Genomic DNA, 22,839 nt, shown 5'->3' with positions numbered 1-22,839 from the left:
TGATTATTGTGATAGTTAACAATCTAATGTGTTGGCCGGGAGGTACTTGAAAATTGAAAAATTTGATTTGTAAAATCAAACAATTGAAACATTTATCTGTCTATTATCCAATTTATTAGATACCCCATGAAAATATTATTTACGCTTACAATAGTATTGATAGCCTTGGGTGCTCTCGCACAGAATTCGCCAGTTACGAATATAACCAAGGCGCTTATTCCTCACGCCCAGCATAAAACGATAGCCGGAAAAGATACGGTTATCGAATCGGATACCTCTAAGGAAAACAAAGAACCGAGGTATTATTATTTTTCCGTGCTTGCGAATATGTTGGTAAACACCAAGGGAGATCTGGCCAAACGGTTTTCGCCCGGTTTGGAGTTCGGACGTACGTACGGCATTTTTGACATTGGCCTCGGTGTAGGAAGCATAGGAACATTAAGCTCAGGGCGGGATACTGCTCATTATATCGAATTTCGTCCGACGATCAATATTTTCTCGGCGGGCAGGTTTGCGGAGGGGCTGTTGTTAGGTGGCGGTTATATATTCGGCGCTAAACAAGCGTTGATGACAGAGATTTGTAACAGTATCAACTTTAATATATCCACTAACGTGGCCATCGCGATAACACAAAGTTACCTTTTTTTCGACGGTACAAACAGCAACCGGAGCGGTCAATATATGGGTTTCAGTTTTACCTATAATTTCCTTAAGCCCCATAGCGTGAACAAGCAGCGAAAAAAGGCAGCCATCATCAAGGATAATTAACTGGATCAAGACTGGAGTATGAAAGCTATACCATATATAATTATAAGCATGGTGGCAATAACTTTGTTAATCAATATTTTATTAATATGTCATCCGGCTAAGATCAGACGATACTATTTGTGGGTAAACCTGGCAACGGGCATCACTTTAATAACATACTTCTCTTGTCGATATATGGTAAAAAACGATTAAAGAAACAGCAAAGCGACTACGTTCATAAAATTTTCAGTAAAAATTAAGTTTTGATAAAGTAAATATTTTAGCAAAGAGTATCATTTTCCAATCATGAAAAAGAAAGTGCCTATTTCAATCGAGGAATTCAAAGATAAGCGAAAAGCAATCTTAAAGACGGGCGTAAAAGGTGATTGTAAACCTTCGTTTTTAGATAAGATAGCTGTCTGGATTACGAAACATGTCGGGAGCATGGGCTTTTTCCTGATCATTTTCGTTTGGACGGTAGCCTGGTTGTTGTGGAACATGCTTGCACCAAAGGCAGTGAGGTTCGATCCCTTTCCGGGTTTTGTCCTTTGGTTATTTATTTCAAACCTGATCCAACTTTTTTTGATGCCGTTGATTATGATCGGTCAAAACGTCCAGGCCCGGCACGCTGATTTGAGGGCGGAGGCAGACCTTCGAATCAATACCCAGGCAGAACTGGAAATTGAAACGATTTTAGAGCATCTCGAATATCAGAACGATCTGATTTTAACCATATTGAAGAATATCGAGAAAAAAACTTAAATATTTTGTGAACGGTTAACGAACGAATGCTCAGTATTAACAAATAACGCCCATACAAGATGCCGATTAAAAAGCATAAACAAACAGCAAAAGAATCGTCAGCACAATATGTGTTGCAAAAGGTCCAGCCAGCCCTGTTGGGTTTAATGGATGGTTCAGTGTCAACTTTAGCCCCGTTATTTGCAGCCGCGGGTTTGACACACCAGACCCATAAAGCATTTTTTGTTGGACTGGCAGCCTCTTTAGGCGCAGGTATAAGTATGGGTTTGGCAGAGGCTTTATCAGATGATGGAAAAGTCACCGGGCGCGGTACGCCTATACTGCGCGGTGCGATAACTGGTTTTGCTACAGCAATAGGAGGGATGCTGCATACACTGCCTTTTTTGATTGCCGATATCCATGTCGCCCTACATTTCGCTTATATCGTGGTTGGGGTTGAACTACTTGCCATCGCGATGATCAGGTACAAATTTATGAAAACACCTTTATGGTCAACCATCTTGCAGGTTATCATCGGTGGAGGCATTGTGTTTCTTTTAGGAATATGGCTGGGAACTTTAGGTGTAAGCGATTAGCGCTTATTTATTTTGATTAACAACAGTAATTTTTTTTATAAACCATTATACGCATGGCAAATCGACTAACGAACAAACAAGAAAAGAAAAGATTCTGGAAGTGGCTAACCATTCTTGGGCCGGGACTGACGACTGGCGCAGCCGATGATGATCCTTCGGGCATAGCTACCTATTCCCAGACCGGTGCACAATTTGGTTACGGGCAGTTGTGGACGGCGCTTTATATGCTTCCTTTCTTAATGGCGGTACAGGAAGCCTGCGCGCGGATCGGTTTGGTAACGGGCAAAGGGATTGCTGCCATAGTAAAAGAGCATTATAGTAAACCTGTACTTTATGCCGTAGTCAGCTTGGTTGTGATCGCCAACACGATCAATATCGGCGCAGACATCGGCGCTATGGCAGCAGCAGCACAATTATTGGTTCCTGTCCCGTTTGTTATTTTGACACTTCTGTTTACTGTTAGCATCCTTTTATTAGAGATTTTTACCACTTACCGGCTTTATGCTAAGATCCTTAAATGGTTGGCCCTGGCTTTACTATCGTATCCGATTACGGTATTTATTATTCATCAGGACTGGCCGGTGGTATTAAAGGCGACGGTCATTCCTCACATGGAATTTAGCTTTGCCTTCCTGTTTATCATTACCGGAGTCTTTGGTACTACTATTACCCCGTATCTGTTTTTTTGGGAAGCGTCGCAGGAAGTAGAAGAAGTAAAAGGTAAGGGATTAATTGATCGCGGCAACCCCGAATTAGCGTCAAAGCGCATGCGTACCATGCGGCAGGACAACAATGCCGGCATGATCATTTCAGAGGTCACTACCTGGTGCATTATATTGGTTGGGGCAACAGTTTTACATCAAAGCGGCGTTAAAGATGTCAAAACAGCAGCAGATGCCGCCAAGGCTTTGGAGCCTTTGGTCCATTCTTTTCCCAATGCCGGATTTTTGGCCAAGCTTATTTTTTCCGTTGGCATTATCGGTCTGGGTTTCCTGGCTATTCCGGTATTATCCGGTTCCGCTGCCTATGCTGTTTCCGAAGCTTTTGACTGGAAAGCGAGCCTGAATATCAAACTAAAAAGGGCACATGGTTTTTATGGGGTGATTACGATAGCGACCCTGATCGGGCTAATGATTAATTTTGTAGGGATCGACCCGGTTAAGGCACTCGTTTTTACTGCCGTATTGAACGGGGTTGCTGCGGTTCCCTTATTATTTTTGATTATTAAAATTGCGACAAGTGATAAAATCATGGGGGAATACAAAAGCGGGTGGTTATCTAAAATCCTATTGTGGTTTACTTTTGCCTTCATGGGCACGGCAGCAATAGCCATGTTTTTTACGCTGTGAACGACGCCTTGTTACAAGGTAATCCGATGGCTTAAAAAGCGTTATTAGAAGCTTTTCGCGCGCTTAAAATTTACCTTAAATAGCTCATTTAGACTTCAAATAAAGCTTTTAAGGCTGCTTTTCGGCTCGTTAATGATAAGCTTTAATAAGCCCTTTAAGTGTCTTAAAGGTCTTAATTTGAGGTGGTTTATTTATGGGTTAATTAACAGGTCTACTGCCTTTTTGAATTTGTGATTTTCGAATTTTTTCGCATACAGGCAAACCCTGTGATTAACAAAAATAACCGTGTAATAAAAGGAGCTAAATAGCTGTTCGGAAAACACTTTACTACTTTTTATCATGCTTGCCTTATATTTTTGTATCCGTTGTTCGACCTGTTCTGCAAGAGAAAGCCACATATCAAAAGTGAATAATCCGAAGTCCCATGTTTGGGTATAGAGAAGCACTGGAACTGGAAGAGCTGATACAGATCAAAGAAGTAAATCTTGATAAAGATGGGCAAAAGATTATAAGGGACAATTTTATATTCAGTTGCTATACAGGCTTGTCTTTTGCCGATGTGTACTTGTTGATCAACAACCATTTAGATACAGATATTGAGGACGAAAAATGGATAGAGATGATCAGGCGCAAGACGGCAAATTTTTCTGGCAAAAAGTTCTTTGTTCTGCTATTCCCTGAAGCCATTGAACTAATAAACAAATAAAAAAAACATCCGATGGCTGGATATACAAAAACGATCTTTCCGGTATTTTCAAATCAGGCGACCAACCGTTATCTCAAAGCGATTGCGAAAGAAGCAAAGGTTGATAAAACATGAACTTTTCACATCGCCAGGCACATTCGCTACAACAATTACTTTAGAAAGCGGTGTACCAATGGAAACAGTATCCAGTATGCTTGGGCATGCCATCTTACGGACTACTCAAATCTACTCTAAAATCAAAAAGAAGAAAGTTAGTAATAGGGAGAAGTGGGGTGACAGCATCGTTTTCTGTGCCAATACCGCACATCTTTTTGCTGACGAACTACAAAATATAACCAAATTGCCAGTTTCTTAAAAGAAGCGTTCACGATTTCTGAAAAATCTCGCAGATGAATAATTTGCAAGATTTTTATAGATTTGACACAGTATGCATCTTGTAAAACAAAATAGGAGTATTATCAGTTAACTTCTATTGATGAAAAACGATGATACCCTATTGCATTTACCTCCCCCTGCTTTAAATCCGATGGAAGAAAAGCAGGCGATGCTTGCTGCTATCATCGCATCTACAGATGATACGATAATCAGCAAAACCCTGGAAGGGATAATAACCAGCTGGAACCCTGCGGCTGAACGTATGTTCGGTTATAAAGAGTTCGAAGCTGTGGGGCAACATATTTCAATAATTATACCGCCGGAACGTTTGCCAGAAGAAACTTTTATAATCGGACAGATAACGAAAGGTGAAAAAGTCGATCATTTTGAAACAGTTAGACAGACAAAGAACGGCGAACTTATACCCATTTCGTTAACTATATCGCCTATCAGGAACAGCCTGGGCCAAATCATCGGAGCTTCCAAAATTGCAAAAGATATTTCGGAACAGAAAAGAGCTGCTGAAAAGCAAGGCGTACTATCGGCAATTGTCGATTCATCGGACGATACAATCCTAAGCAAAACCTTGGACGGTATCATTACCAGTTGGAACAAGGCTGCTGTAAAGATGTTCGGTTACACCGAGGCAGAGGCTATAGGTCAGCATATCTCTCTGATTATTCCACCTGACCGTCTCAATGAAGAAACATTTATCATCGGTGAAGTGAGTAAAGGCAATAAAGTAGATCATTTCCAAACCATCCGTCGCGCTAAAAACGGAAACCTGGTGCCGATCTCTTTATCAGTATCGCCTATTGTTGACGGTAATGGTAAGGTGATAGGTGCTTCTAAAATTGCCCGTGATATTAGTGGAGAGCAAGCGACACAACTGGAAACAGCTAAGCTTTACGAACAATTAAAAGAACTTAATACTAAGAAAGATGAGTTTATAGCCTTAGCCAGCCATGAATTAAAAACACCATTGACAAGCATTAACGGATATCTTCAATTACTTGATCTGTATGTATCTGAAGAAAAGCCGAAAGTCTTTTTGCAAAAGGCACAGCATCAACTTAAAAAGCTTAGTTCATTGGTGGACGACCTATTAGACGTTTCAAAAATAGAAGCGGGAAAACTACGTTTTACAACCGAAGACTTTGATATTTGTGAAGTAATTAATAATGCTGTTGATTTAATCTCCCATACTAATACGAGCTATAAAATAACACTTCATTCTTCAGTTCGAAATTGCATCATTAAAGGTGATGACCACCGGATTGAACAAGTTATAATGAACTTTTTGACTAACGCAATCAGATACGCCCCAAATAGTAACCAAATTGAGGTTTTTTTGATTTCTGATAAACACGATATCAAGATTGGCGTAAAAGATTTGGGCGTGGGCATTGCAACGGAAAAGCTCGAACATATTTTTTCAAGGTATTACCGTGTTGATGACAATGATTCTAAAGTTTCAGGACTTGGAATTGGCCTTTATTTATGCCATGAGATCGTAACCAGGCATAACGGAAAGATTTGGGCAGAAAGCGAACTCGGTAAAGGCAGTACGTTTTGGTTTACGCTTCCAGTAATATAATCACTACCTTAGTAGGTTAGTAACTTGAAATACCAATAGTGTTGACCACACTTCGCCAATTTACATTGCTCTCATACAAACCTGAGCTTAAGCACTAAAAGTGGTCATTTCAAAATTAGCGAACTGGGGGCAGTTTGGTGCGGTTTACTCGCGTAACCAGGCATTATGGGAAAATTTGGGCTGAGAGAGAACTAAATGCGGTAGTAGTTTTTGGTTTATATTGCCTTGTTAATTTCGTAATTAATGACCTGAAAAACGTTGCCAGAAGCTTAACGCACGGTATTGAACAGCCCGACGTCGCCTATTTTGACTATAAATTAGGCGAATTAACTTCCGAACTGAATATGTCGAAATAGCTGCATAGAGGGACTTTGGCCCGAGCGTTGGAATATCTCTGGGGCACCAAACAGAATGAACGTTTCCTTTGCGCGGGAAACGGCAACGTTCAGCATATTCGGCCCCGCATCAAAAAAGTAGTTTTTATCTTGATCGTTTGCGCCGTAAGCCGCTGAAAAAAGGACGACCAGCCGTTCTGCACCCTGCAAAGCATGAACGGTACCGATGGTCAGACCACTCATATTAATCCCGGCTTTGCGTAGCGCAAACTTCTGACCGGTAAAAGGTGTTACGATGGCGATAATATCTTTCAACGGTAAGCGATAGTGTTTTATTAAAGCTTCCTGATGATCAGCTATCCATTTGGCGATGGCCAGTGCTTCTTCAGGATTGGCGCGGCTGGTACCGCTAATCTTGGAGTCGCCCTTAACGGGTACAAATTGTAATGGTGGCAGCAGTCCGCCATTTGCCCGGCCTTTCATCAGTTCCAACAAGCCATCGTAAGCCAGTTTATTACAGTAGCTGATGATCTCGTCAAAACAGCGACGGTGTTCGGTAAGGAGCATGCCACGTGCTTGCTTAGGGTAAAGATGATAATAAGATGTGTTTTGCGCCAGCCTCATGATACTGCCGGAACTGCACAAAAAGCCTTTACCATATAGATCTTCAATAACCGCCTGATCATTCAAAGTTTTGATCACCTGGTAGCGGTGTAAATTGGCATGATCTACTTTTTTAGGGACATTCCAAACCGGTTCGATCTGCAAAATATCGCCAACCACCAACGCCTTTTTTGCCAGCGCAAAGGTTGCCGCGCCGATCTCGGGCGATACTTGCCCGGCTTCGTCAACGATGAGTAAGTCTATAAAATCGAGCAGTGGCGGTGCTTCCCAAGGATTTTGCCCCGGCCCGACCTGGATAAATTTGGAATAGCTAAAAAATCTTGGAGCCATATAAAATGTCGATACGAAGCAAGGGGTCAGCATCGCAAAACGCTGCCAGCGCTCTTTTGCAGCACCTTCACCATTGCGGTTCAGCCGGTCTTCTTCCAATGCTGAACGGGTGGCCAGTAACCAGCGGCCTTCCCAATAATGCACTGCCGTATAGAACATATCGTACTTGAGGCTCACTTCCAATCGTTCATAAAAGGCCGGTTCGGCAGGATCATGATTTATATTTGCTTTTCTCTGCCAGTCCTGCCAATTTTTTTTCGCTTTTTTGATCTTCTCTATTAAACTGAATTTCTGGTCAAAGAACTGTTGTATGGATTTGACCTGGTAAAAATCGACCGCGCCATAAGCAATAGGACAATCGCGGAATAATTGCTTAGTGCGTGTGGCACGTTTTTCCTTTACGAAATTAAAAATGGAAAATAGCTTTAGCCAAATCGATTCCGCGTCCAGATAATTGCTGAAGCTGGTCTCCAGATCCTTAATGCCTTTCTCCAGATCGTTCAAACTATAGGTGTTTAATTCCGGCAGCTGGGCAATCAACGTCTGGTAACTGTGCCAGATACCTATCCCGTCAATAAGTAATTGCTGGTTAGCTTTCAGCGAACGCTGTAGGCCATTGATAATTGCAGCGATGGTGGTACCCGTCTGCCCGCTACGCGCAATAAAATAAGCCTCGGCTTTTTTTAAATAGCTCTCATTTTCTTTTTCCGTGTGGGCGCCGCTTAATCTGCCCTGCACGCGTTTAATAACCGGAATATGTGTCTGTACTTCGCGGTTTGCTCCCGGTAGGTATAAACCAAAGCCGCCTACGTCAGGCAGCCAGCGTTCGTACAATGTTCCGTTCTTCTGTTTGACGTTCGAAAAGCTGTCGATAATATTCGTCACGGCCTGATTATTGGCTGAACAGGCGAGGATTACGGACGGATCGCCGCCTGCAATTGCCCCTTGCACTACTTCTGTCGCTACAACACTTTGCAGTAAAGTTGTCTTACCTGTCCCCGGTGGCCCATTGATTGCTAAGATGTCTCCGTGACGAAGCGTAGTATAATGATACAAGCTGGTACGCTGCGACTTTGACAAGGGAAATTCATAAGCCATCTGGCCCAGATGCCCTGCTGACGCTTTTTCAAATATTGCGCCTGAAAGTAGGGGCTTCAGCGGCATTTCCTGACGTTCTGTAAGCGCGTTGAGCGTTAAAGGGATTTTCTTCTGCTGAATGATATAATCATATAAACCAATAATACCATCGGCCGGGCCGGTTAAAGTGTCGTTGATCACGACGATGTATTCTGCCGTCACCGCAAAGTTTTCAGGCGAATAAGTTTCCAGTTCCTGGCCGGTTACTGCTTTAAACATGGAAAGAGTATAATCTCGATAGTTTGGCCAGCCTGGTTGTCCGTTAAATGGACGACCAAATGCTTCGTCTACACGCTCAACATCCGAGAAAACAAAGTTTACTTCCTGGTTGACCTGTGGTTCCAGATAAGCCCGTGGGATATAGGGGAACGTATCTTCATCCGGCTTGAGCTGATTGTTCCTGGTCAGCACTGCCCGGAACCAGAAAGGATAAAATATACCTGTTTCTCCGGTCAACTTGGTATATTCCGGTAGGGGACTTACCCGGAAGGGGGCAATGAACACCGGCGCCTCCTCAGCTTTTTCCCAACCAGCATCTTTTGGGTCAAGCCGGCCTTTGGCCTCGTTCATCCGTTTTTCAAAAGCATCCAACAAAGTCAAGGCTTGTGTAGGATCGACCGCGCCCTTTGTTATGTCAACCTTGGCGTTTCGTTGGTTCAACGTCTTATCAACTTCGATCACAACCCGCGCCGAATCTGCCAGCGTGTTGCGCCAATAGCGAAGCATATTCAATTGTGGATTGTTTGACATGGTAGCGGCTAAATTACGAAATGTCCGCCCGATGGCATTGCAAGGATGAAATTAATATTTGTTCAACCTTCTTCTGTCAATACTTTCAAGCCAAGCCTTTTGGTCAGTAATTAGCGGTTCAACCAAAACGGCTTAGATATTTCAAATCGACCTTAATCATCAAACAGAGCGGCCAAACATTTCAAACCATCTAAAAAATGGTTGTGGAGCCATCGGTTTTTAGTGGAACTTGAACACTATCTAAATTTCAAAGCCGAATATGATCATTCGTCTCGTTTGAGGCACAGCCAACCTTGATAAGCACGTCTTTGTCGTATATGAACTTTTAAGGTTTATTAATTATGGACATCGTCATTATCCTGTTTTTATTGATGATAGGTCCGGATGTTAAAGTACAATTTCGGTTTCTTTTTGACCAGATCAAAAATCATGGTAACCAGAGTCGGGCTTAAATAAATTCTGGTAAAACTTTTTGTTGAATATAGATGGTTCACCCACATTTTTAATAAACTTCGATAGAGCGTTGTCGGTTGGAAGGCTTTTGGTCGTGCCGTCTGCCTCAAGCAAAAGCAAACCGGGGTGATAGTTTCCATTAGTTTCATGAATGGGATGAAAATAGCGCTGACCGCCTGATTGATAGATAGTGCCTTCGGTATTTTTGCCTGCCGCTTTAAAGTTAGCGGGGCTGGCACCATCTACTATGCAAATCCCGCTCGTATGACCGATATACTGCGGCACGCGACCTCCGGAGCTGTTCCATTTGCCAAATGTAAAATAGATATGTTTTCCATCCGTAAAAATACCACGGTCGATCATTCTAAACGGGGCACTGTTATCCCGCTGACCCAAGAGGATCAGTTCATGACGATCTGTATCATAACAATAAATCGCGTTTCCCTCGTAAAACAGCCCGTGCCAGCCAAAGCCTTTATCAAGGGAAAGCAGCTGTAAACGACCGTTAGTAGCTATTTCGTACTGCTGATAGAAATAATGTTCCCCGTCAAACGCGTATTGCGTATGCCACTGATCATCTTCAACAATTAAGGGCTTAAAGGTTGCCGGTTTTGCCCCGTTGATAAGAATGCCTTTATAATATACATGGGTTTGATCGCTGAGATATTCGTCAGGAAGGCCAGTTTGAGTGGAGCGGACGTCGGCGCCGGGAACCAGTTTTTGTTTGTAATATAAATGCGTCTGGTCGGCAGCGTAGAAATCCTTAATGAAAGTAAACGAAGCAATTGCAGCGTCTTTAAGCATCGCATTTCCATAAAAAACGTGAACGGGATCTTTACAGAAATTATTTCCCATATAGCTAAATCCCTTCGTTTTTAAACCAGGGACAATGCCTGTCCTAAAAAACACGTGATTGGTATCCCTGGCCATTGTTCCGCGGTCACCTACCGTGTTGAGCGACCTGAACGTGTTGATATCAGCATCTTTGACCAGAAAGTATCCTGCGCCTGGCTCGTTATAGTAGATCTGACCTGCGCTTAGCGTATATCCACTGTAGGGATAGTCTTTCTGCTCACCTGTAAGGTTAATTCCTTCGTGAGCATGATCAAACCGCAGCTTCTTCACCGCGAATATTCCAATAACTATACAGAACAGGGCCACCAGGCTACAGAAAACAATAGCAAACACTTTCATATAGTTTATTAATTATTTCATCATCAATTTAAAAACCGAATAATAACATTGCACGACCATTATGAAAACGGCGACTGTCACGATAAAAAACGCTGCTGGCCTCTATTCCAGCCCAAACATCTCAGCCGCGCTGCATGCATGTTCGTAGCTATTTTGTGTTTTTTTAACAAACCAGGCGGCTTTATTGTTTAAAACCGCTATGCTATACAATTGTTATAACCATAACTCAATTCTATACCAATGTGAAAATATTACGGATTTTTTTTCTGTTAATCTTTGTCTTATCCGCTCCTTCGATCATCCGCGCACAGGGAGTTCCGAAAGCGTACGAGGCTTTTGACTATAGCGGAACGGTAAACGGCAAGGTGGTCAGATTTAGCCTGGCTGATGGTTATATCGGGGCAAGTTATTTGCATATGTATTTAACAGGGAAAGCCAAGCCGGTGTATTTTCAGCCGGATGTGGGAATAGCGGATGAGCACAACAAGTTGAAATTTGTGCCTTTCCCCAAAGGCAGATCAGGTTATTTTATCCTGGACAATATACAGGAGGCGTATGATAAAAATCCGGCATACATTGTAGGGAATTATTATTTGAATCATAAGGTATTCCCGGTAAAATTTCGGTTGATAAAACATTCAGGCGCTACTCATTGAACTCCAGTATAAATTGATATGAAAAAATTACCCTTATTTTCAGGCATCACTCAAAAGCCCATATCTGAGTTCTCTGTTATGGCGGAATATCCAATTACTATTAAATAAAACACATATGCAAAACCTATTCTTTGTCCTTCCGTTAGTTCTCATTGCTTTTGCAATCATCGCTGTTGTGTTGTTTATAAATAACAAAAAAAACATAGCCACCAGATATGATATTTCAAAACATGATACCGAAACTATTCTGGTATCGCCATCAAGGTTAACCATGTTAAGTGTGATTATGAAGGGGTTGGGTGGTTTGTTTTTATTTGTTACTTTGATGTCTATTAATGATAGTATCAACTTTAAAGAGGGTATTACTTACATTATACTGGGTTTGAACGTTATTATATTGAATGTATTTGTAATTGGCTTACGGCTATTTTTAAGGCGCAATGAGGTTGTACAATTACAGTTTGAAGCCACTGCGCTCAAATACCTGTCGGTTGACTGGAGACCAAAAAAGGCCGCACGTTATTCTTGCTCGTATTTAATCAAGAATTTACATTTTTATCTTATACCGATATGCGCGACGTAGAAATTACTGAGTCATTTTATTATGGTGATAGCATTGTGATCAGAACGATTTCCGATATCATATACCTTCCCTTTTTGGGTGATAACAAATCGCAGATGATAGCCGTAGTTGACACGTTAAAAGCCCGCATGATTAAAAAGGAAAGCTATTGAAAATACTATATTCAATAAAATATAGCCGACTTGTATAAGACAAAACACAAATTCAAGAAGTGGTGATCGCTTTTTCCAGTTCTTATATTAAATGAAAAATAGTGCTATAATGCCAATAACCAGTATCAGCAACAAAACTATACCGGAACGCATCATTGTAAAAACTATTTTGCCATGCCAGGAATCCATGATGAATATTTTAGGATTATCCTTATTATATAATATATTGATCTCGTCCCCTTCCTGGCTTACACCTCTTATAGTTGACGAAGCGCCTGCCATAGCTGCCGGCTCTGTATAAATATTACCCGCTAAATCGCTGAAAGTGATAGTGGGGGTATAAACAGCTGTACGAAGGCCTTGTGTTTGCTGCACACTGACAATCTTAGCCTTGGCCTTAACCGAATTTGCTATAAATTTCCGGGTAACAAAAAGATAAAAAAGCAACTCCACCAAAAATGCCGAAACTAAAATTAACGAGGAGCCTGTAAGAAAATCTATATGCATACTGATTGATTTTTTTAAAATTCTATTTACAGATATATTTAATTAAGATCGGTTTTTCCGGTTCTAATAAACCTTTCGGCTTGACCATATTTTTTAGTAAGAGCTGCAAAAACCGGGATGCCACTAAAAACAAATGCCAGTGTTGGCGGAAAATGAAAATATCCGGCAATAAAAGTTATGGCTATTATGGTTAGCGTTACAATGGCACAGTATTTCAGCGTAAAAATGTCAGTTAACTTATAAAAAACGAAATAGGGTACCAATCCAGCTCCGATAGCGAAAGACGGCACTACAAATATCATGGCCGTGGTTGTATCGGGTAACTTGGATGCGGTAGCGCCGATAATAATCAAAGATATTAACATACAAACCAACCCGGCAATCCGCAAACGAATGATCTTGCCGTTGCTTTTGATAAGATCAATGCCTGGCATGGTAAATCGTTTATAGTATTCTCTTAATGAGAAAACCATTAAATAATATCCAGCTATAAATACAATCAATAAAACTGAAAAGAAATTGACATCAGAATGTTGTAACGATCTATCGTAAGCCGTTGAAAAAGCATCCAGCCTCTTTTCGTAATTGACCACCCAAAACCGTATAAACCAAAAAGCCGTACCGAAGCAGATTAGTTCTGCCAGCCGCGCAAATATAACAGACCATTTAATTTTCATCTTTAAAACTATAACTTAAATGGGCGGCAATTGTTCATGATATAGGCAATCAATGTAGCCTAGTTAAAGATGTCCTTAACGTCCAAAAAGATGAATTATCATTCTAACTTGGAATATAATTTAAGCTTGGGGCAGTCAAAAGCTTTTAAGTAAGATAACAAGGACTTTTTAGGAGTTTTCAGAAGCTTTTCGCGCGGTTGTAAAGCTCTTTTAATGCTTGTTTTAGCTTAAAACAAATCGATATGAAGGCATTTCTCGACAAAGTGATACAAATATACCGTTAGAAAAAAGAGCCATTAGAAAGGCTTATTTTAAGTTTAAGGTATCAGTATAAAAAGTGTTTTTTATCTACATTTTCTTAAATTTGCAGGGGGATTTATCCCCCTTGCAATTGACTATTAAATATACCCTGAACCTTTAAAGTATTTGGCCCCACATTCTAAAATTTTGCGCTTGTAGTTACCATCGGCACATTGAAAAAGCCTAAAATGGGTAAAGGTACTGAGGTTTAACGCTTCGTTATCTATACACTTATCCTATAAATATTTTTGAGTATCCATATGCTTCGTTTTAAGTGGTAAATAATAAGGTTACTGCCAGTTTGAATTTATCGCTTTTACTGTGGTTTTCGGCATATTTGATAATGCGGTCGTTTACAAAAAGCACGGTATAATCAAATGAGCTAAATAGTTGTTCGGAAAACACTTTACTGCTTTTTATCATACTTGCCCGATATTTTTGTATTCGTAGTTCGGCTTGTTCTGCAAGCGAAAGCCACATATCAAAAGTGAATAATCCGAAGTCCCATGTTTGGGCATAGGCTTCTTTGTGTTCTTTCAGGTCTGCGCAAACTGCTAGTATATTGTCAAGCAATAATGGGATTTCGCCCGGAAACAGTTCGTGTAATAATTTGCTTTTATCTGTATTGGTTAAACTCTTTATTGGTTTCATGGCATTGATTTTTTTGGTAAATAATTCAGTTCTTTATTCAGATCATCGGGTAAAACTGGCGGATATTCCGCCAAGCTTATCTTTACGGATTTGTTCTCCCTATCAAATGCAAAGGCTATGCACCGGGGTTTAACTTCCTGTACGGTTATGATCTCGGTTTTCCTTTTTTTAAGGGTGTGAAAAACATCCCATAAAGCGTTTGAATAACTCAAACCTATACCGATGATATGATGATTTTTATAAAGCTTGCCGTCACGTTTGCGGACGGTCAGCCTGAAATTAAATTCGTAGCAAATTGTTGATGCTTCCATAATGAAAAAATTAAATGGCGGGACTAGCCCGCCATCAATGATTAATTGAGGATTAAAGCATCGTTACCATGTTTGGCAAAGTCGGTGCAAAGCTCAAAGGCCGTTTGTCCTCTTTGTGAGCCTGTGCCGTACATGATAGACTTAAATTTGCTTTCCTCGTCTTTGAAACTGCGGACATTTTGAAAATAACCGCTGATACTGTTGTAAGCGCCAAACAAGGTTCCTTTAGCTGTTCTTTCCTGTTGGCTTTCTGCGGTCATGGCAAAATCAAAGGCGCTGCTGACCATGTTATTATAATGGCTCGATAGGTCTTCATCCTTGCCCGTTTTTAGCTTTTGGTAGGTTTCCTTATTCGGTATCATGGCTAACTGTATGAGCCGCTTTACCTGCGGATCGGTAATCCTTACCCTTGTCCATCGGTTAAAAATGGCCTCCAGTTCCATCGTAAGCTGATCGGATAAGCCCAGCATTTGGTGTGCGCTTTTCAGCTTTTCCTCTGCGCTTGCGGTATGTCTGATGCGGATGGCATTGGTACAATTCTTTAAGGCAGCGTTCAGCGTATTTGAGCACCAAATTCGCACGGGTGTAAAGGCAATGGTAATACAGCCCGAACCGTCATGCGTTGAAGTCAAAAAAAGATAGTTGTCGATCAGGTCGTCCCTGCCGACCCGTATCTGCCCGGGAAGTTTGGCGGTTACAAATATGGTTTCACCATAGCCCAACGCCCCGGCTGTCTCATATTGTATTGGATTTTTACCACCTGCAATGCTGTCGAAAAAATCAAAAGCCTGTGTATTCTGTACAACTTCGTAGTCACGGCCTATTTTATCGCCCAATACCGCCTCTGTGTCGGTACGGAAAGTAAAATAACTGTTATCTGATACGATTTTCACCCCGCTTGGCAAGGGGTGTATATTCGGTCGTTTCAATACGTCAAAAGCTAAACCTGCCTCCTGTATTGCTTCTGCACTCGTCGCATTCTTAGAAATTGCTTTGCCAATCATTTGCCACACTTTGGGTTTCACGATGTTATTATTTGCAGTTGTCATTGTTTTAATGTTTGATAGTTAATAAATCAGTTGCTTAGGCTTTCCGCAATGCGTTCAGCCGAATAAAGGGCGTAATTGCTGATATGCCTTTGCCATGCGCCCTCTGTGGGTGACCACCTAAAACCATTGGCCTTTAGCTGTTGCCGGATTTCGGGGCTTGGCTTATCTTCAAAAATTAACTGTAGGCGGTTCGCTTCGGTGTTCTCAAAAATGCATAACCCGTTTATGGTCTTATCGGTGGTGACTTTTGTTTGCTGCTTTTTTAATTGCTCAATACGCTGTTCAATCCTGCGGATATTTGAGCCGTTATTAGTTAGCTTGAAAGGAGCAAACCTGAGCCGTCTTAAATAGTCCCCGGTGCTTAACTGTTCCCACAGTTTTTCAATTCCGTAGTTCAATTTTAAAAATGCTTCTTTGTCCTGTTTTTTAATGCACTTATTTGCTGCTTTCATAAACTCCTGTATCTCTTTTAGATCGGTTAACTGCTTGGTTAACTTCGCTAAGGCGTTGGGATCATCTGAAAAAATAGCGGTATTGTTTTCTATACTTTCCGCTTTCTCCGCATAGTATTCGGCTTTTTCACTTTTTTCAAAGGACTTGCCGAAAGTATTGTGTATCCGTTCTCTAAAGTTCCTGTCTCGCTTTTCGGAATGATGGCCGATTAAAATCGGCTGTCCCATTGGGATAAAGCTTGCCTGTTTTTTTGCAGTTTGATATAAGCATTCCGCTTCCTGCTCATTTTTTATCGCCCGGTTCTTCGCATTGTTAATGCGCCTTTCCCTGCGCTGTTCAAAATCGTGTTTCATTTTCTTTTTGTTCTTAAATCCATGATTTTACTATCAATTACCTTTACATTTTTGCTATCCATGACGGTATAAATCGTGTTGCGCTGTACATCGTCAATAGCATCCTGTATGTTTCTGTAATTGGTATCAATCACTACTTTGATTAATAAATAAACTGTGTCTTTCATGGCAATCAATAATTAAAGCCATTCAAAAACTCGTTGTATTCAAACTGAAAAGCCTTTGGATTTTCAAGGGCTAAATTTTCAGCGTAACCCTCCCAAAATATTTGGTTGGTTAATTCGATAAATAATTCTAACATTGCCTTAGATTTTAAGATTAGAAAATATCTTAAACAACGCCCCCTGTTAGTGTTTTGGGAACAGGGGGCGTTTCCATTTAATAGATTTAAGCAGGGATTACAATTTCTGCCTCGATCTCGGCCAGTTTTTCAACACAAAGACTGTTGACATACTGCGTTACATGCTCAATAATGTAGGCGTTCTTAGTTACAAACTCGTTGCCGTCATCATCATGTAATACCAGTTCGCAACGGTAGAATTTGTTACTGCCTGTTACGTCCCCGTCCTCGTTGGATGCGATAGTAAAAGTGTCGAGGTTATCAATCGTCGCCCTTAGCTTGTCGCGCTGTGTGATTTTCTTACCCAAGTCATTGACCAGTTTAACCGTTGCATCAAGGTTAAAGACAGGTTTTAAATTGAACTGCTCTTTAATCTCCTTTTTAGTCGGCTCGGCCTGTGGTTGTGATTCTTCCGCTTGTTTCACTTCCCCGGCTTTTGGGACTTCTGCAAGGTTAGCGGATTCGTTACCCATTGTAGCGGTACTATCGGTCTTAACTTCGTTGGTTTCTGCGCCCTTGTTGTCTTCGCCCTGCGGAGCATCGGCAACGGCTTTATCGTTAATGGCTTCATCTTTTGCTTCTTTTCCTGTCAGGCTTGGACGGTTATTATTTTTTACTTGGTTGTTGTTTTTAGCTTTATCGCTTCCTATTACTGTAGTTTTCATGATTTCTAATTTTTAAATGTTTTTAACTAAATGGATTATTTACCCGAAAGGGCGTGTGTCGGGTGTCAGCCGTGGCGACTGGTCGCCATGCTGCGGGCTGTGTGGTGGGCTTCTGCCGGTTGCTGTTTTTTCTGCGTTCATGGTTTTTGCTCGTTAGTAAGTCACCCTCGGCAGCAGCCTCCGGTGGCTTTTTATTGAGCAACTCACCTGAACACGGCGGACTGAAGGGCAAGACTTTGCGAAAAAAAATACCTCGCCCGCGTAGCGGGCAGGGAAGATTTTTTTTCAGCAAACCCGCAGGGCCCCGGTCTTGACATTCAGGTCCGACGTTCAGAAATTTGCTTTGTAAAAAGCCAGTGGAGTAAAATGAAAGGAGATAAAAAAAAGTTAAAAAGATGATCGTAAACGGCACTGTAGAAAATATGGGTCGAGGAACGAGGGCCATGTATTCCAATGCAGTGAAGCGGCTGAGTGTTTACGAAGCGGCTGCAACTGCTGACATGGGGAATTATCAGTATCTATCTATTGTCCTGTTCCTTATTTTAAAGATGCCTGCATTTTTTTTATTTTGCATGTCACACTTTTCTATGTTTTTGGTCAATAGGTTTGTAATCAAATGATTTAAGCTAACACTATGAAAAACATTTTCATCATTCATAATCTCCAGATTCTTGCGGAAGAAGTTATAGTAGCCGTTTTTGATGATAGAATATTGGCTGAGAGTTTTATAGATCGGAATACGACCATTCAGGGAAAATACCGTATCGAGGAGAAAGAGCTTAATCCGTTCTTTATTGCAGGAAAGCAGGTGCCTTATAGAGTAATGCTTCTTCCGTGGGATAACGATGAAATAGAAGTTGGCCTAATAGACGTATTTGATGAGGAGTTAGAAGCTTTTCAGGAAGTTGTGAGCAAAGTTGACGATTGTTTTCATTTGAGTATTTACGCTGATAATGAAATTGAGGCAAAAGCTATTGCCAGGGAAAGATATACGGAGATGGTGGCAAACGGGCAATGGAGGGTGTTACCTGATGTTTCTGACCAATATGACGAAGATGATGATTAAAGCTTAGATGGATCGGTATTTAAACCGGTCTGCGGGGGCGTTTCTTTTTTTGTGGTTCGCCTGTCTTTTCGACCTTTCTATAAACTGGCGCATGTCTTGACTTCGCGGGTGCCAGGGATTTTTCGGTTACATAGCAGACACTTAATTCACGATCACCGATCATCGTACCATCCAAAGCTGCCATCGCGCTTTCCGCTGCTAATTGGCTACTCATTTCAATAAAGGCATATCCTTTGCATTTACGTGTGGCTTTATTCCGTACAATTTTTATGGTACAGACTTCGCCGTATGGACTGACCAGTTGCGCCAGTTCCATTTCTGTAAATTCAAGCGGGAAGCCGCCGATAAATATTTTAATCATGATAATCCGGTGTGTAATTGCAAATATACGTTACCGATAAAAAACGCATAAAAAAACCCCGCCATTATCGGCGGGGTTTGTAAATCAGAGCCATTTTATTATTTAGTGGCATTTTTCTTCGCGGTCACTTCCTGACGAATATCCTGTGCGGTGACCTTAATTTCCTGTAATGTCTTACGAAGCCTGGTTCCGGCCGCGCTATTTCCTTTTTCATAAAACTTTGTGGTATCAACTTCTGCTGAAGCAACCAACTCTTTCAATTTTGCGATTTTACTCATGATGATAATTTTTTATGTAAATACTATTTGTTAATTCCTTAATCGTTAGCTAAGGCCGATTAAACGCCCATGCCTTGTTCCTGCTCTTTTTCTTTCGCTTTCCCTACGTTCAGATTGTTATTCAGTGACGGTTCTTTCAGGAACTGTTCCCTTTTCTCAGGTTTACCATTTTCCTGAAACATATTGATCTGACTATAGCGTGGCACGGCCTCAATGTTCAACTTAACTTCCTGACCATCTTTCAGCGTAGTAATTGTCGGGCGGTTGCCATTTTGCAGTGATTCTACCAAAGCCTCTTTTTTTGCAGGGTCATTCAGTTCCTTGATCTGGAATTTGTCCAGCACTTTTTCCAGATCAAAGCCATAGGTCGGTACATGGTACTGGTTAGTGGTATAGTTCTGATAACGGTCTTTAGGGCTGTCCATATCCAGTTTTATCCAGGCTTTATATTCTCCGGCTGCATTCACCAGATCGTCCCGGTAAACCGCACGGCCCTGTATCAGATTGGCACCCTGTTCGGCGGTGAATCCTTTACCGCGCTCTACAAAAAAGGTCTGTGTTTTGGCCGGGCTGCGGAATGGCACCTGAAAGTCTTTGGCTACGTAGTTGATCTTTCCTTTTTCCATCTTGGCCAGTTCCGTTTTGTGTGCGGCATCTTTGCCGGCGACCAACACGCTATCACCTTTTTGTTCTTTAAAGAAACTGATAGCCTCATGCATGTGCTCAAAAGACTTGGAAAAATTTTTGCCCGGCGCATTTTCATTAGGTGAAATGACCATATACTTTTGACCCTCTTCCAGGGATTTCGCCGTATTTAACGTTGCTTCAAACTTGTTGAAATAATAGTTTTCGGACTGGCCGGACTGTTTGAAATGAAGTGTCAAATCCACCTGCCCCTTGGTGCCCTTGATTTTATCATTCAGCGAAAATTCTGGTACACCCTTTTCCATTTGCTGCTGCATGGCATCAATTGTTTTGTTACTGAAGCGAAGCTTTGTTAGCTCATCTTTCAGATTTTCCAGATTGTTGTAATTCATAACTTCTTGTTTTGTTAATTGATTAACTTGATTTAATTCCTCTATTAATTGGTCAACCTGTCGGTAGTAAACGGGATGTTCCGCTTCACCGGGCAAATAACTAAACCCGGCTTTGGCTTCCCAATGATCCAGGGCTGCGCCGAGTGTTTCAAAAAAATCAAACTGGTGTGGCTGTAATTCCATATCAGCCGGTCGCATTTCAAATACTGCATAAGGTAGTCCTACATCCTGCGCATCTTGCAGCATCCGTATTATTGCTGCGGCATAACTGGTTTCTAAATTCATACTTACTTAGTTTTTAAGAATAAATGCAGCTATCCTATACCAAGGGATTGGGATTGCTCTTTATCCGGCTCCCTTTGTTTGACCAGTGTAAGGGTGTTTTCTGCCCGTAATTTTTGCGCTTCCTCCTTTCTTTCCATTAGTGTGTTAATACTGACAGGTTGCCTGTTTTGATCACGGATTAAAATTGATTGTTCTGCGGGATTAGCCTCCAGGTACAGCTTTTCATTAAGCGGTGCGTGTGCATCGAAAATCATTTGGTGACCTTGTTGCAGATCGTTTAATAACTCCTTTTTATTTAATCCGGTGATGCCAAGCTTTGGCAGGACCTCATTGATGGCTTTTTCCATTCCATCGGCATGGTGATACTCTTTTATTTTGAAATTACCAGCTTCCGCATTTGTCTTAAAGTCAAGCTGTATCCATTTTTGCGCGATCAAACCCTCGGCGGTTTCGTACGATTTTAACACGGGTCTGCCAGTTAAAAGATTGACCGCTTCCTGCGCTGTTATGGTTGTTTCGCCATCGAATGTATGTGAGCGTTCCGGTTGACCAATCTTAATAATGGTTGTTTTGTATTGCTCGAAGTGATATGCCCCGGTTTTATCCTTTTCCAATTTGACCACGATATTTAAAGTTCCGTTGTCGGCCAATTGGGTGGTCATGGGTATGCTGATCGTCCGGCTTTCGTAGTCCAAATAATTTTCCAGTTTACCGCTGTATGAGGACAATCCTAATTCTTTGAACTTATGTTTAAGGAACTCAATACCAGCTTCCTTTTGCTGATCGAATTGTCTCAAATGAGCCGGCTTATCAAATACCCTGGCTTTGATACGGTGCAATAGCCTGACAACAGGATTAGGATATAGTTTTTTTTGCAGGTTCCGGGTAACTAAGGTGATGGCATGTAGATACAGCTTTTCTTTTTCGTTAGGCTGAACCAAAAGACGGTACAGGCCCTTGCGCATGAAATCATATTTCTCCTGCTCAATGGCATGCGTGCTTTCGGCGCTCGTTCCCATCAACTTTACGAGTTGCTGCTGCTTTTCTTCCCAATTTTGCCAAAGTTGTTCGGCCCTGTTTATATCCTTTTTCATCGCTCTTATTTTTGTTGGTTGTTGCGCAGCAATACCGTTTCCTTATCTTTAAGCTTTACCCTTATCTTTTTAACCTTTTTACCCAACAGCCCTTTAGCCGCCGAAATACCCGCTGTGGCCGCCTGTGTGGAAAGCGACTGATCCATTGACAGGAACTGCATATTTTCCAGTGCGCCATTTGCGCCATCCCCGGCTGCTCCCGCCAATTCGGCCTCCGGCGCATTGATGCCGACCAGTCCATCCAGCGAAAAGACAGTGAGGTTAACCGGGATAATCGTTGTTCCCAAACGGATATTTTTAATGTCCAATAATAGGCGCTGGTTGGTAATGGCACATAAACCAGACAGCGATTGCCCTTTTGGAAATGTAATGCTGCCAATGGTAACGGTATCCCTTAGGTGAAGCTTGACAATACCGCCCGGCGGTACTTTTTGGTTGCCGTCAATGACAGCGGGAATTGCTTTAAAAGCACTATCGCTAACATTAGCGGCAGTTGTTTTTGGTTTATCCTTGACTAAAGACGGGTTTTGAATTTGCATGATCTTATCGAGCATGGTATTCAATTGCTGCATCTGTGGGTCTGGTTCACTGCTTTGCTGTTTTTCTTTAAGCAATTTTTCCAGCCTTTCCAGATCAGCAGATCTCGACGAAGCCGCATAATCGTTAACCGGGGCTTTTGAAAGGGGTACAGGCTGGTTTATTTGTGTGTTGATCTGTGCCAGCTTATCCTTGATTTGAACCTCGTTATCTTCGGCGGTTTTTACTGATTTATTCCCGGGATGGCTGAACTTTGTGGTGTCCCAACCCAAAGCTGCAAATGCGCCTGCGGCTGATTTAGACCGTGCGGTTGCGCTATCCTGCTTTGCTTTATCCATCAGCGTTAATTTGTCCTGTCCTTTGTCTTTTTGCAGTTTAGCTCCCGGCAATTCTGTATTGATACCCTTGTTAAATGATACTATTTGCGCTTGTGTATCGCCTTTGCCGCCGCCTAAAGCGTAAAATCCCAATGCCAGAAAGGGCAGCACCAGCAGCGGCAGGAATAGCAGCAATTTTCTTTTTCTTTCCTCTTGTGTTGTCATTATAATTT

Annotated in this window: 26 protein-coding genes; 10 read left to right on the top strand and 16 right to left on the bottom strand. The window is 41.7% G+C overall.

Annotated features, from left to right (window positions below; genetic code table 11):
* Positions 1–126 precede the first annotated feature (126 nt).
* The 6 genes from BW976_RS04540 to BW976_RS04505 all read left to right on the top strand — a co-directional run bounded on the left by BW976_RS04540 (position 127) and on the right by BW976_RS04505 (position 6,111).
* Complete coding sequence (locus tag BW976_RS04540; RefSeq protein WP_076370902.1) at positions 127–768, top strand: hypothetical protein; 642 nt, start codon at positions 127–129, stop codon at positions 766–768.
* A 285-nt stretch (positions 769–1,053) separates the two neighbouring features.
* The gene (locus tag BW976_RS04535; RefSeq protein ID WP_076370900.1) at positions 1,054–1,509 is read left to right on the top strand and encodes a DUF1003 domain-containing protein; all 456 of its coding nucleotides are present in this window, start codon (positions 1,054–1,056) and stop codon (positions 1,507–1,509) included.
* A 59-nt stretch (positions 1,510–1,568) separates the two neighbouring features.
* Positions 1,569–2,084: a VIT1/CCC1 transporter family protein gene (locus tag BW976_RS04530; RefSeq protein WP_076370897.1), complete on the top strand. Its 516-nt coding sequence runs from the start codon at positions 1,569–1,571 to the stop codon at positions 2,082–2,084.
* A 53-nt stretch (positions 2,085–2,137) separates the two neighbouring features.
* Entirely contained in the window at positions 2,138–3,433 is a 1,296-nt protein-coding gene (locus tag BW976_RS04525; RefSeq protein ID WP_076370895.1) for an NRAMP family divalent metal transporter, read from the top strand.
* A gap of 424 nt (positions 3,434–3,857) precedes the next feature.
* Positions 3,858–4,139: a site-specific integrase gene (locus BW976_RS04515; protein WP_076370889.1), complete on the top strand. Its 282-nt coding sequence runs from the start codon at positions 3,858–3,860 to the stop codon at positions 4,137–4,139.
* A gap of 475 nt (positions 4,140–4,614) precedes the next feature.
* Complete coding sequence (locus tag BW976_RS04505; protein WP_076370885.1) at positions 4,615–6,111, top strand: sensor histidine kinase; 1,497 nt, start codon at positions 4,615–4,617, stop codon at positions 6,109–6,111.
* A 326-nt stretch (positions 6,112–6,437) separates the two neighbouring features.
* Here the strand turns inward: BW976_RS04505 and BW976_RS04500 are convergent, their stop codons facing one another.
* Both BW976_RS04500 and BW976_RS04495 read right to left on the bottom strand, forming a co-directional pair.
* Entirely contained in the window at positions 6,438–9,137 is a 2,700-nt protein-coding gene (locus BW976_RS04500) for an AAA domain-containing protein (RefSeq protein ID WP_175614042.1), read from the bottom strand.
* A gap of 570 nt (positions 9,138–9,707) precedes the next feature.
* Positions 9,708–10,934: a DKNYY domain-containing protein gene (locus BW976_RS04495; RefSeq protein WP_076370882.1), complete on the bottom strand. Its 1,227-nt coding sequence runs from the start codon at positions 10,932–10,934 to the stop codon at positions 9,708–9,710.
* Positions 10,935–11,176: 242 nt separating this feature from the next.
* Here BW976_RS04495 and BW976_RS04490 point away from each other — a divergent pair, with 242 nt between their 5' ends.
* The 3 genes from BW976_RS04490 to BW976_RS29235 all read left to right on the top strand — a co-directional run bounded on the left by BW976_RS04490 (position 11,177) and on the right by BW976_RS29235 (position 12,325).
* Entirely contained in the window at positions 11,177–11,590 is a 414-nt protein-coding gene (locus tag BW976_RS04490) for a hypothetical protein (RefSeq protein ID WP_076370880.1), read from the top strand.
* A gap of 115 nt (positions 11,591–11,705) precedes the next feature.
* Entirely contained in the window at positions 11,706–12,173 is a 468-nt protein-coding gene (locus tag BW976_RS04485; protein ID WP_076370878.1) for a hypothetical protein, read from the top strand.
* Positions 12,161–12,325, top strand: a complete 165-nt coding sequence (locus BW976_RS29235) for a hypothetical protein (RefSeq protein ID WP_175614041.1) — start codon at positions 12,161–12,163, stop codon at positions 12,323–12,325. The genes BW976_RS04485 and BW976_RS29235 overlap by 13 nt, the downstream gene beginning before the upstream one ends.
* 87 nt (positions 12,326–12,412) lie before the next feature.
* Here the strand turns inward: BW976_RS29235 and BW976_RS04480 are convergent, their stop codons facing one another.
* The 9 genes from BW976_RS04480 to BW976_RS04450 all read right to left on the bottom strand — a co-directional run bounded on the left by BW976_RS04480 (position 12,413) and on the right by BW976_RS04450 (position 17,631).
* Positions 12,413–12,832, bottom strand: a complete 420-nt coding sequence (locus BW976_RS04480; protein WP_076370876.1) for a DUF3592 domain-containing protein — start codon at positions 12,830–12,832, stop codon at positions 12,413–12,415.
* 38 nt (positions 12,833–12,870) lie between these two features.
* Positions 12,871–13,509, bottom strand: a complete 639-nt coding sequence (locus BW976_RS04475) for a hypothetical protein (RefSeq protein ID WP_076370874.1) — start codon at positions 13,507–13,509, stop codon at positions 12,871–12,873.
* A 570-nt stretch (positions 13,510–14,079) separates the two neighbouring features.
* A complete protein-coding gene (locus BW976_RS04470; protein WP_076370872.1) occupies positions 14,080–14,460 on the bottom strand; it encodes a hypothetical protein in 381 nt (126 codons plus the stop codon).
* Positions 14,457–14,771 carry a hypothetical protein gene (locus tag BW976_RS04465; protein ID WP_076370870.1) on the bottom strand — a complete coding sequence of 105 codons (315 nt, stop codon included), beginning with the start codon at positions 14,769–14,771 and terminating at the stop codon, positions 14,457–14,459. The genes BW976_RS04470 and BW976_RS04465 overlap by 4 nt, the downstream gene beginning before the upstream one ends.
* A 41-nt stretch (positions 14,772–14,812) precedes the next feature.
* Positions 14,813–15,820, bottom strand: a complete 1,008-nt coding sequence (locus tag BW976_RS04460; RefSeq protein ID WP_076370868.1) for a DUF932 domain-containing protein — start codon at positions 15,818–15,820, stop codon at positions 14,813–14,815.
* Positions 15,821–15,846: 26 nt separating this feature from the next.
* The gene (locus BW976_RS04455) at positions 15,847–16,626 is read right to left on the bottom strand and encodes a DUF3560 domain-containing protein (protein WP_076370866.1); all 780 of its coding nucleotides are present in this window, start codon (positions 16,624–16,626) and stop codon (positions 15,847–15,849) included.
* A complete protein-coding gene (locus BW976_RS29230; RefSeq protein ID WP_175614040.1) occupies positions 16,623–16,793 on the bottom strand; it encodes a hypothetical protein in 171 nt (56 codons plus the stop codon). The genes BW976_RS04455 and BW976_RS29230 overlap by 4 nt, the downstream gene beginning before the upstream one ends.
* A 5-nt stretch (positions 16,794–16,798) precedes the next feature.
* Complete coding sequence (locus BW976_RS29880; protein WP_260180750.1) at positions 16,799–16,927, bottom strand: hypothetical protein; 129 nt, start codon at positions 16,925–16,927, stop codon at positions 16,799–16,801.
* Positions 16,928–17,013: 86 nt separating this feature from the next.
* On the bottom strand, positions 17,014–17,631 hold the full coding sequence (locus BW976_RS04450; protein WP_076370864.1) for a hypothetical protein: 618 nt from the start codon (positions 17,629–17,631) through the stop codon (positions 17,014–17,016).
* A gap of 634 nt (positions 17,632–18,265) precedes the next feature.
* On the opposite strand from BW976_RS04450, the gene BW976_RS04440 reads away from it, so the two are divergent.
* Entirely contained in the window at positions 18,266–18,697 is a 432-nt protein-coding gene (locus BW976_RS04440) for a hypothetical protein (RefSeq protein WP_076370860.1), read from the top strand.
* A gap of 19 nt (positions 18,698–18,716) precedes the next feature.
* Here the strand turns inward: BW976_RS04440 and BW976_RS04435 are convergent, their stop codons facing one another.
* The 5 genes from BW976_RS04435 to traM all read right to left on the bottom strand — a co-directional run bounded on the left by BW976_RS04435 (position 18,717) and on the right by traM (position 22,831).
* The gene (locus BW976_RS04435) at positions 18,717–19,058 is read right to left on the bottom strand and encodes an RNA recognition motif domain-containing protein (RefSeq protein ID WP_076370858.1); all 342 of its coding nucleotides are present in this window, start codon (positions 19,056–19,058) and stop codon (positions 18,717–18,719) included.
* Between the two features lie 98 nt (positions 19,059–19,156).
* Positions 19,157–19,336 carry a histone H1 gene (locus BW976_RS04430; protein WP_076370856.1) on the bottom strand — a complete coding sequence of 60 codons (180 nt, stop codon included), beginning with the start codon at positions 19,334–19,336 and terminating at the stop codon, positions 19,157–19,159.
* Positions 19,337–19,395: 59 nt separating this feature from the next.
* A complete protein-coding gene (locus BW976_RS04425) occupies positions 19,396–20,658 on the bottom strand; it encodes a hypothetical protein (protein WP_245834637.1) in 1,263 nt (420 codons plus the stop codon).
* A 29-nt stretch (positions 20,659–20,687) separates the two neighbouring features.
* Positions 20,688–21,752, bottom strand: a complete 1,065-nt coding sequence (locus BW976_RS04420) for a hypothetical protein (protein ID WP_076370854.1) — start codon at positions 21,750–21,752, stop codon at positions 20,688–20,690.
* A gap of 5 nt (positions 21,753–21,757) precedes the next feature.
* Positions 21,758–22,831, bottom strand: a complete 1,074-nt coding sequence (traM, locus tag BW976_RS04415) for a conjugative transposon protein TraM (protein ID WP_221283266.1) — start codon at positions 22,829–22,831, stop codon at positions 21,758–21,760.
* Positions 22,832–22,839 lie beyond the last annotated feature (8 nt).

Origin of the sequence: Mucilaginibacter lappiensis, from assembly GCF_900155965.1 — a bacterium.
Classification (GTDB): domain Bacteria; phylum Bacteroidota; class Bacteroidia; order Sphingobacteriales; family Sphingobacteriaceae; genus Mucilaginibacter; species Mucilaginibacter lappiensis.
This window is presented reverse-complemented; position numbering and strand designations above follow the sequence as displayed.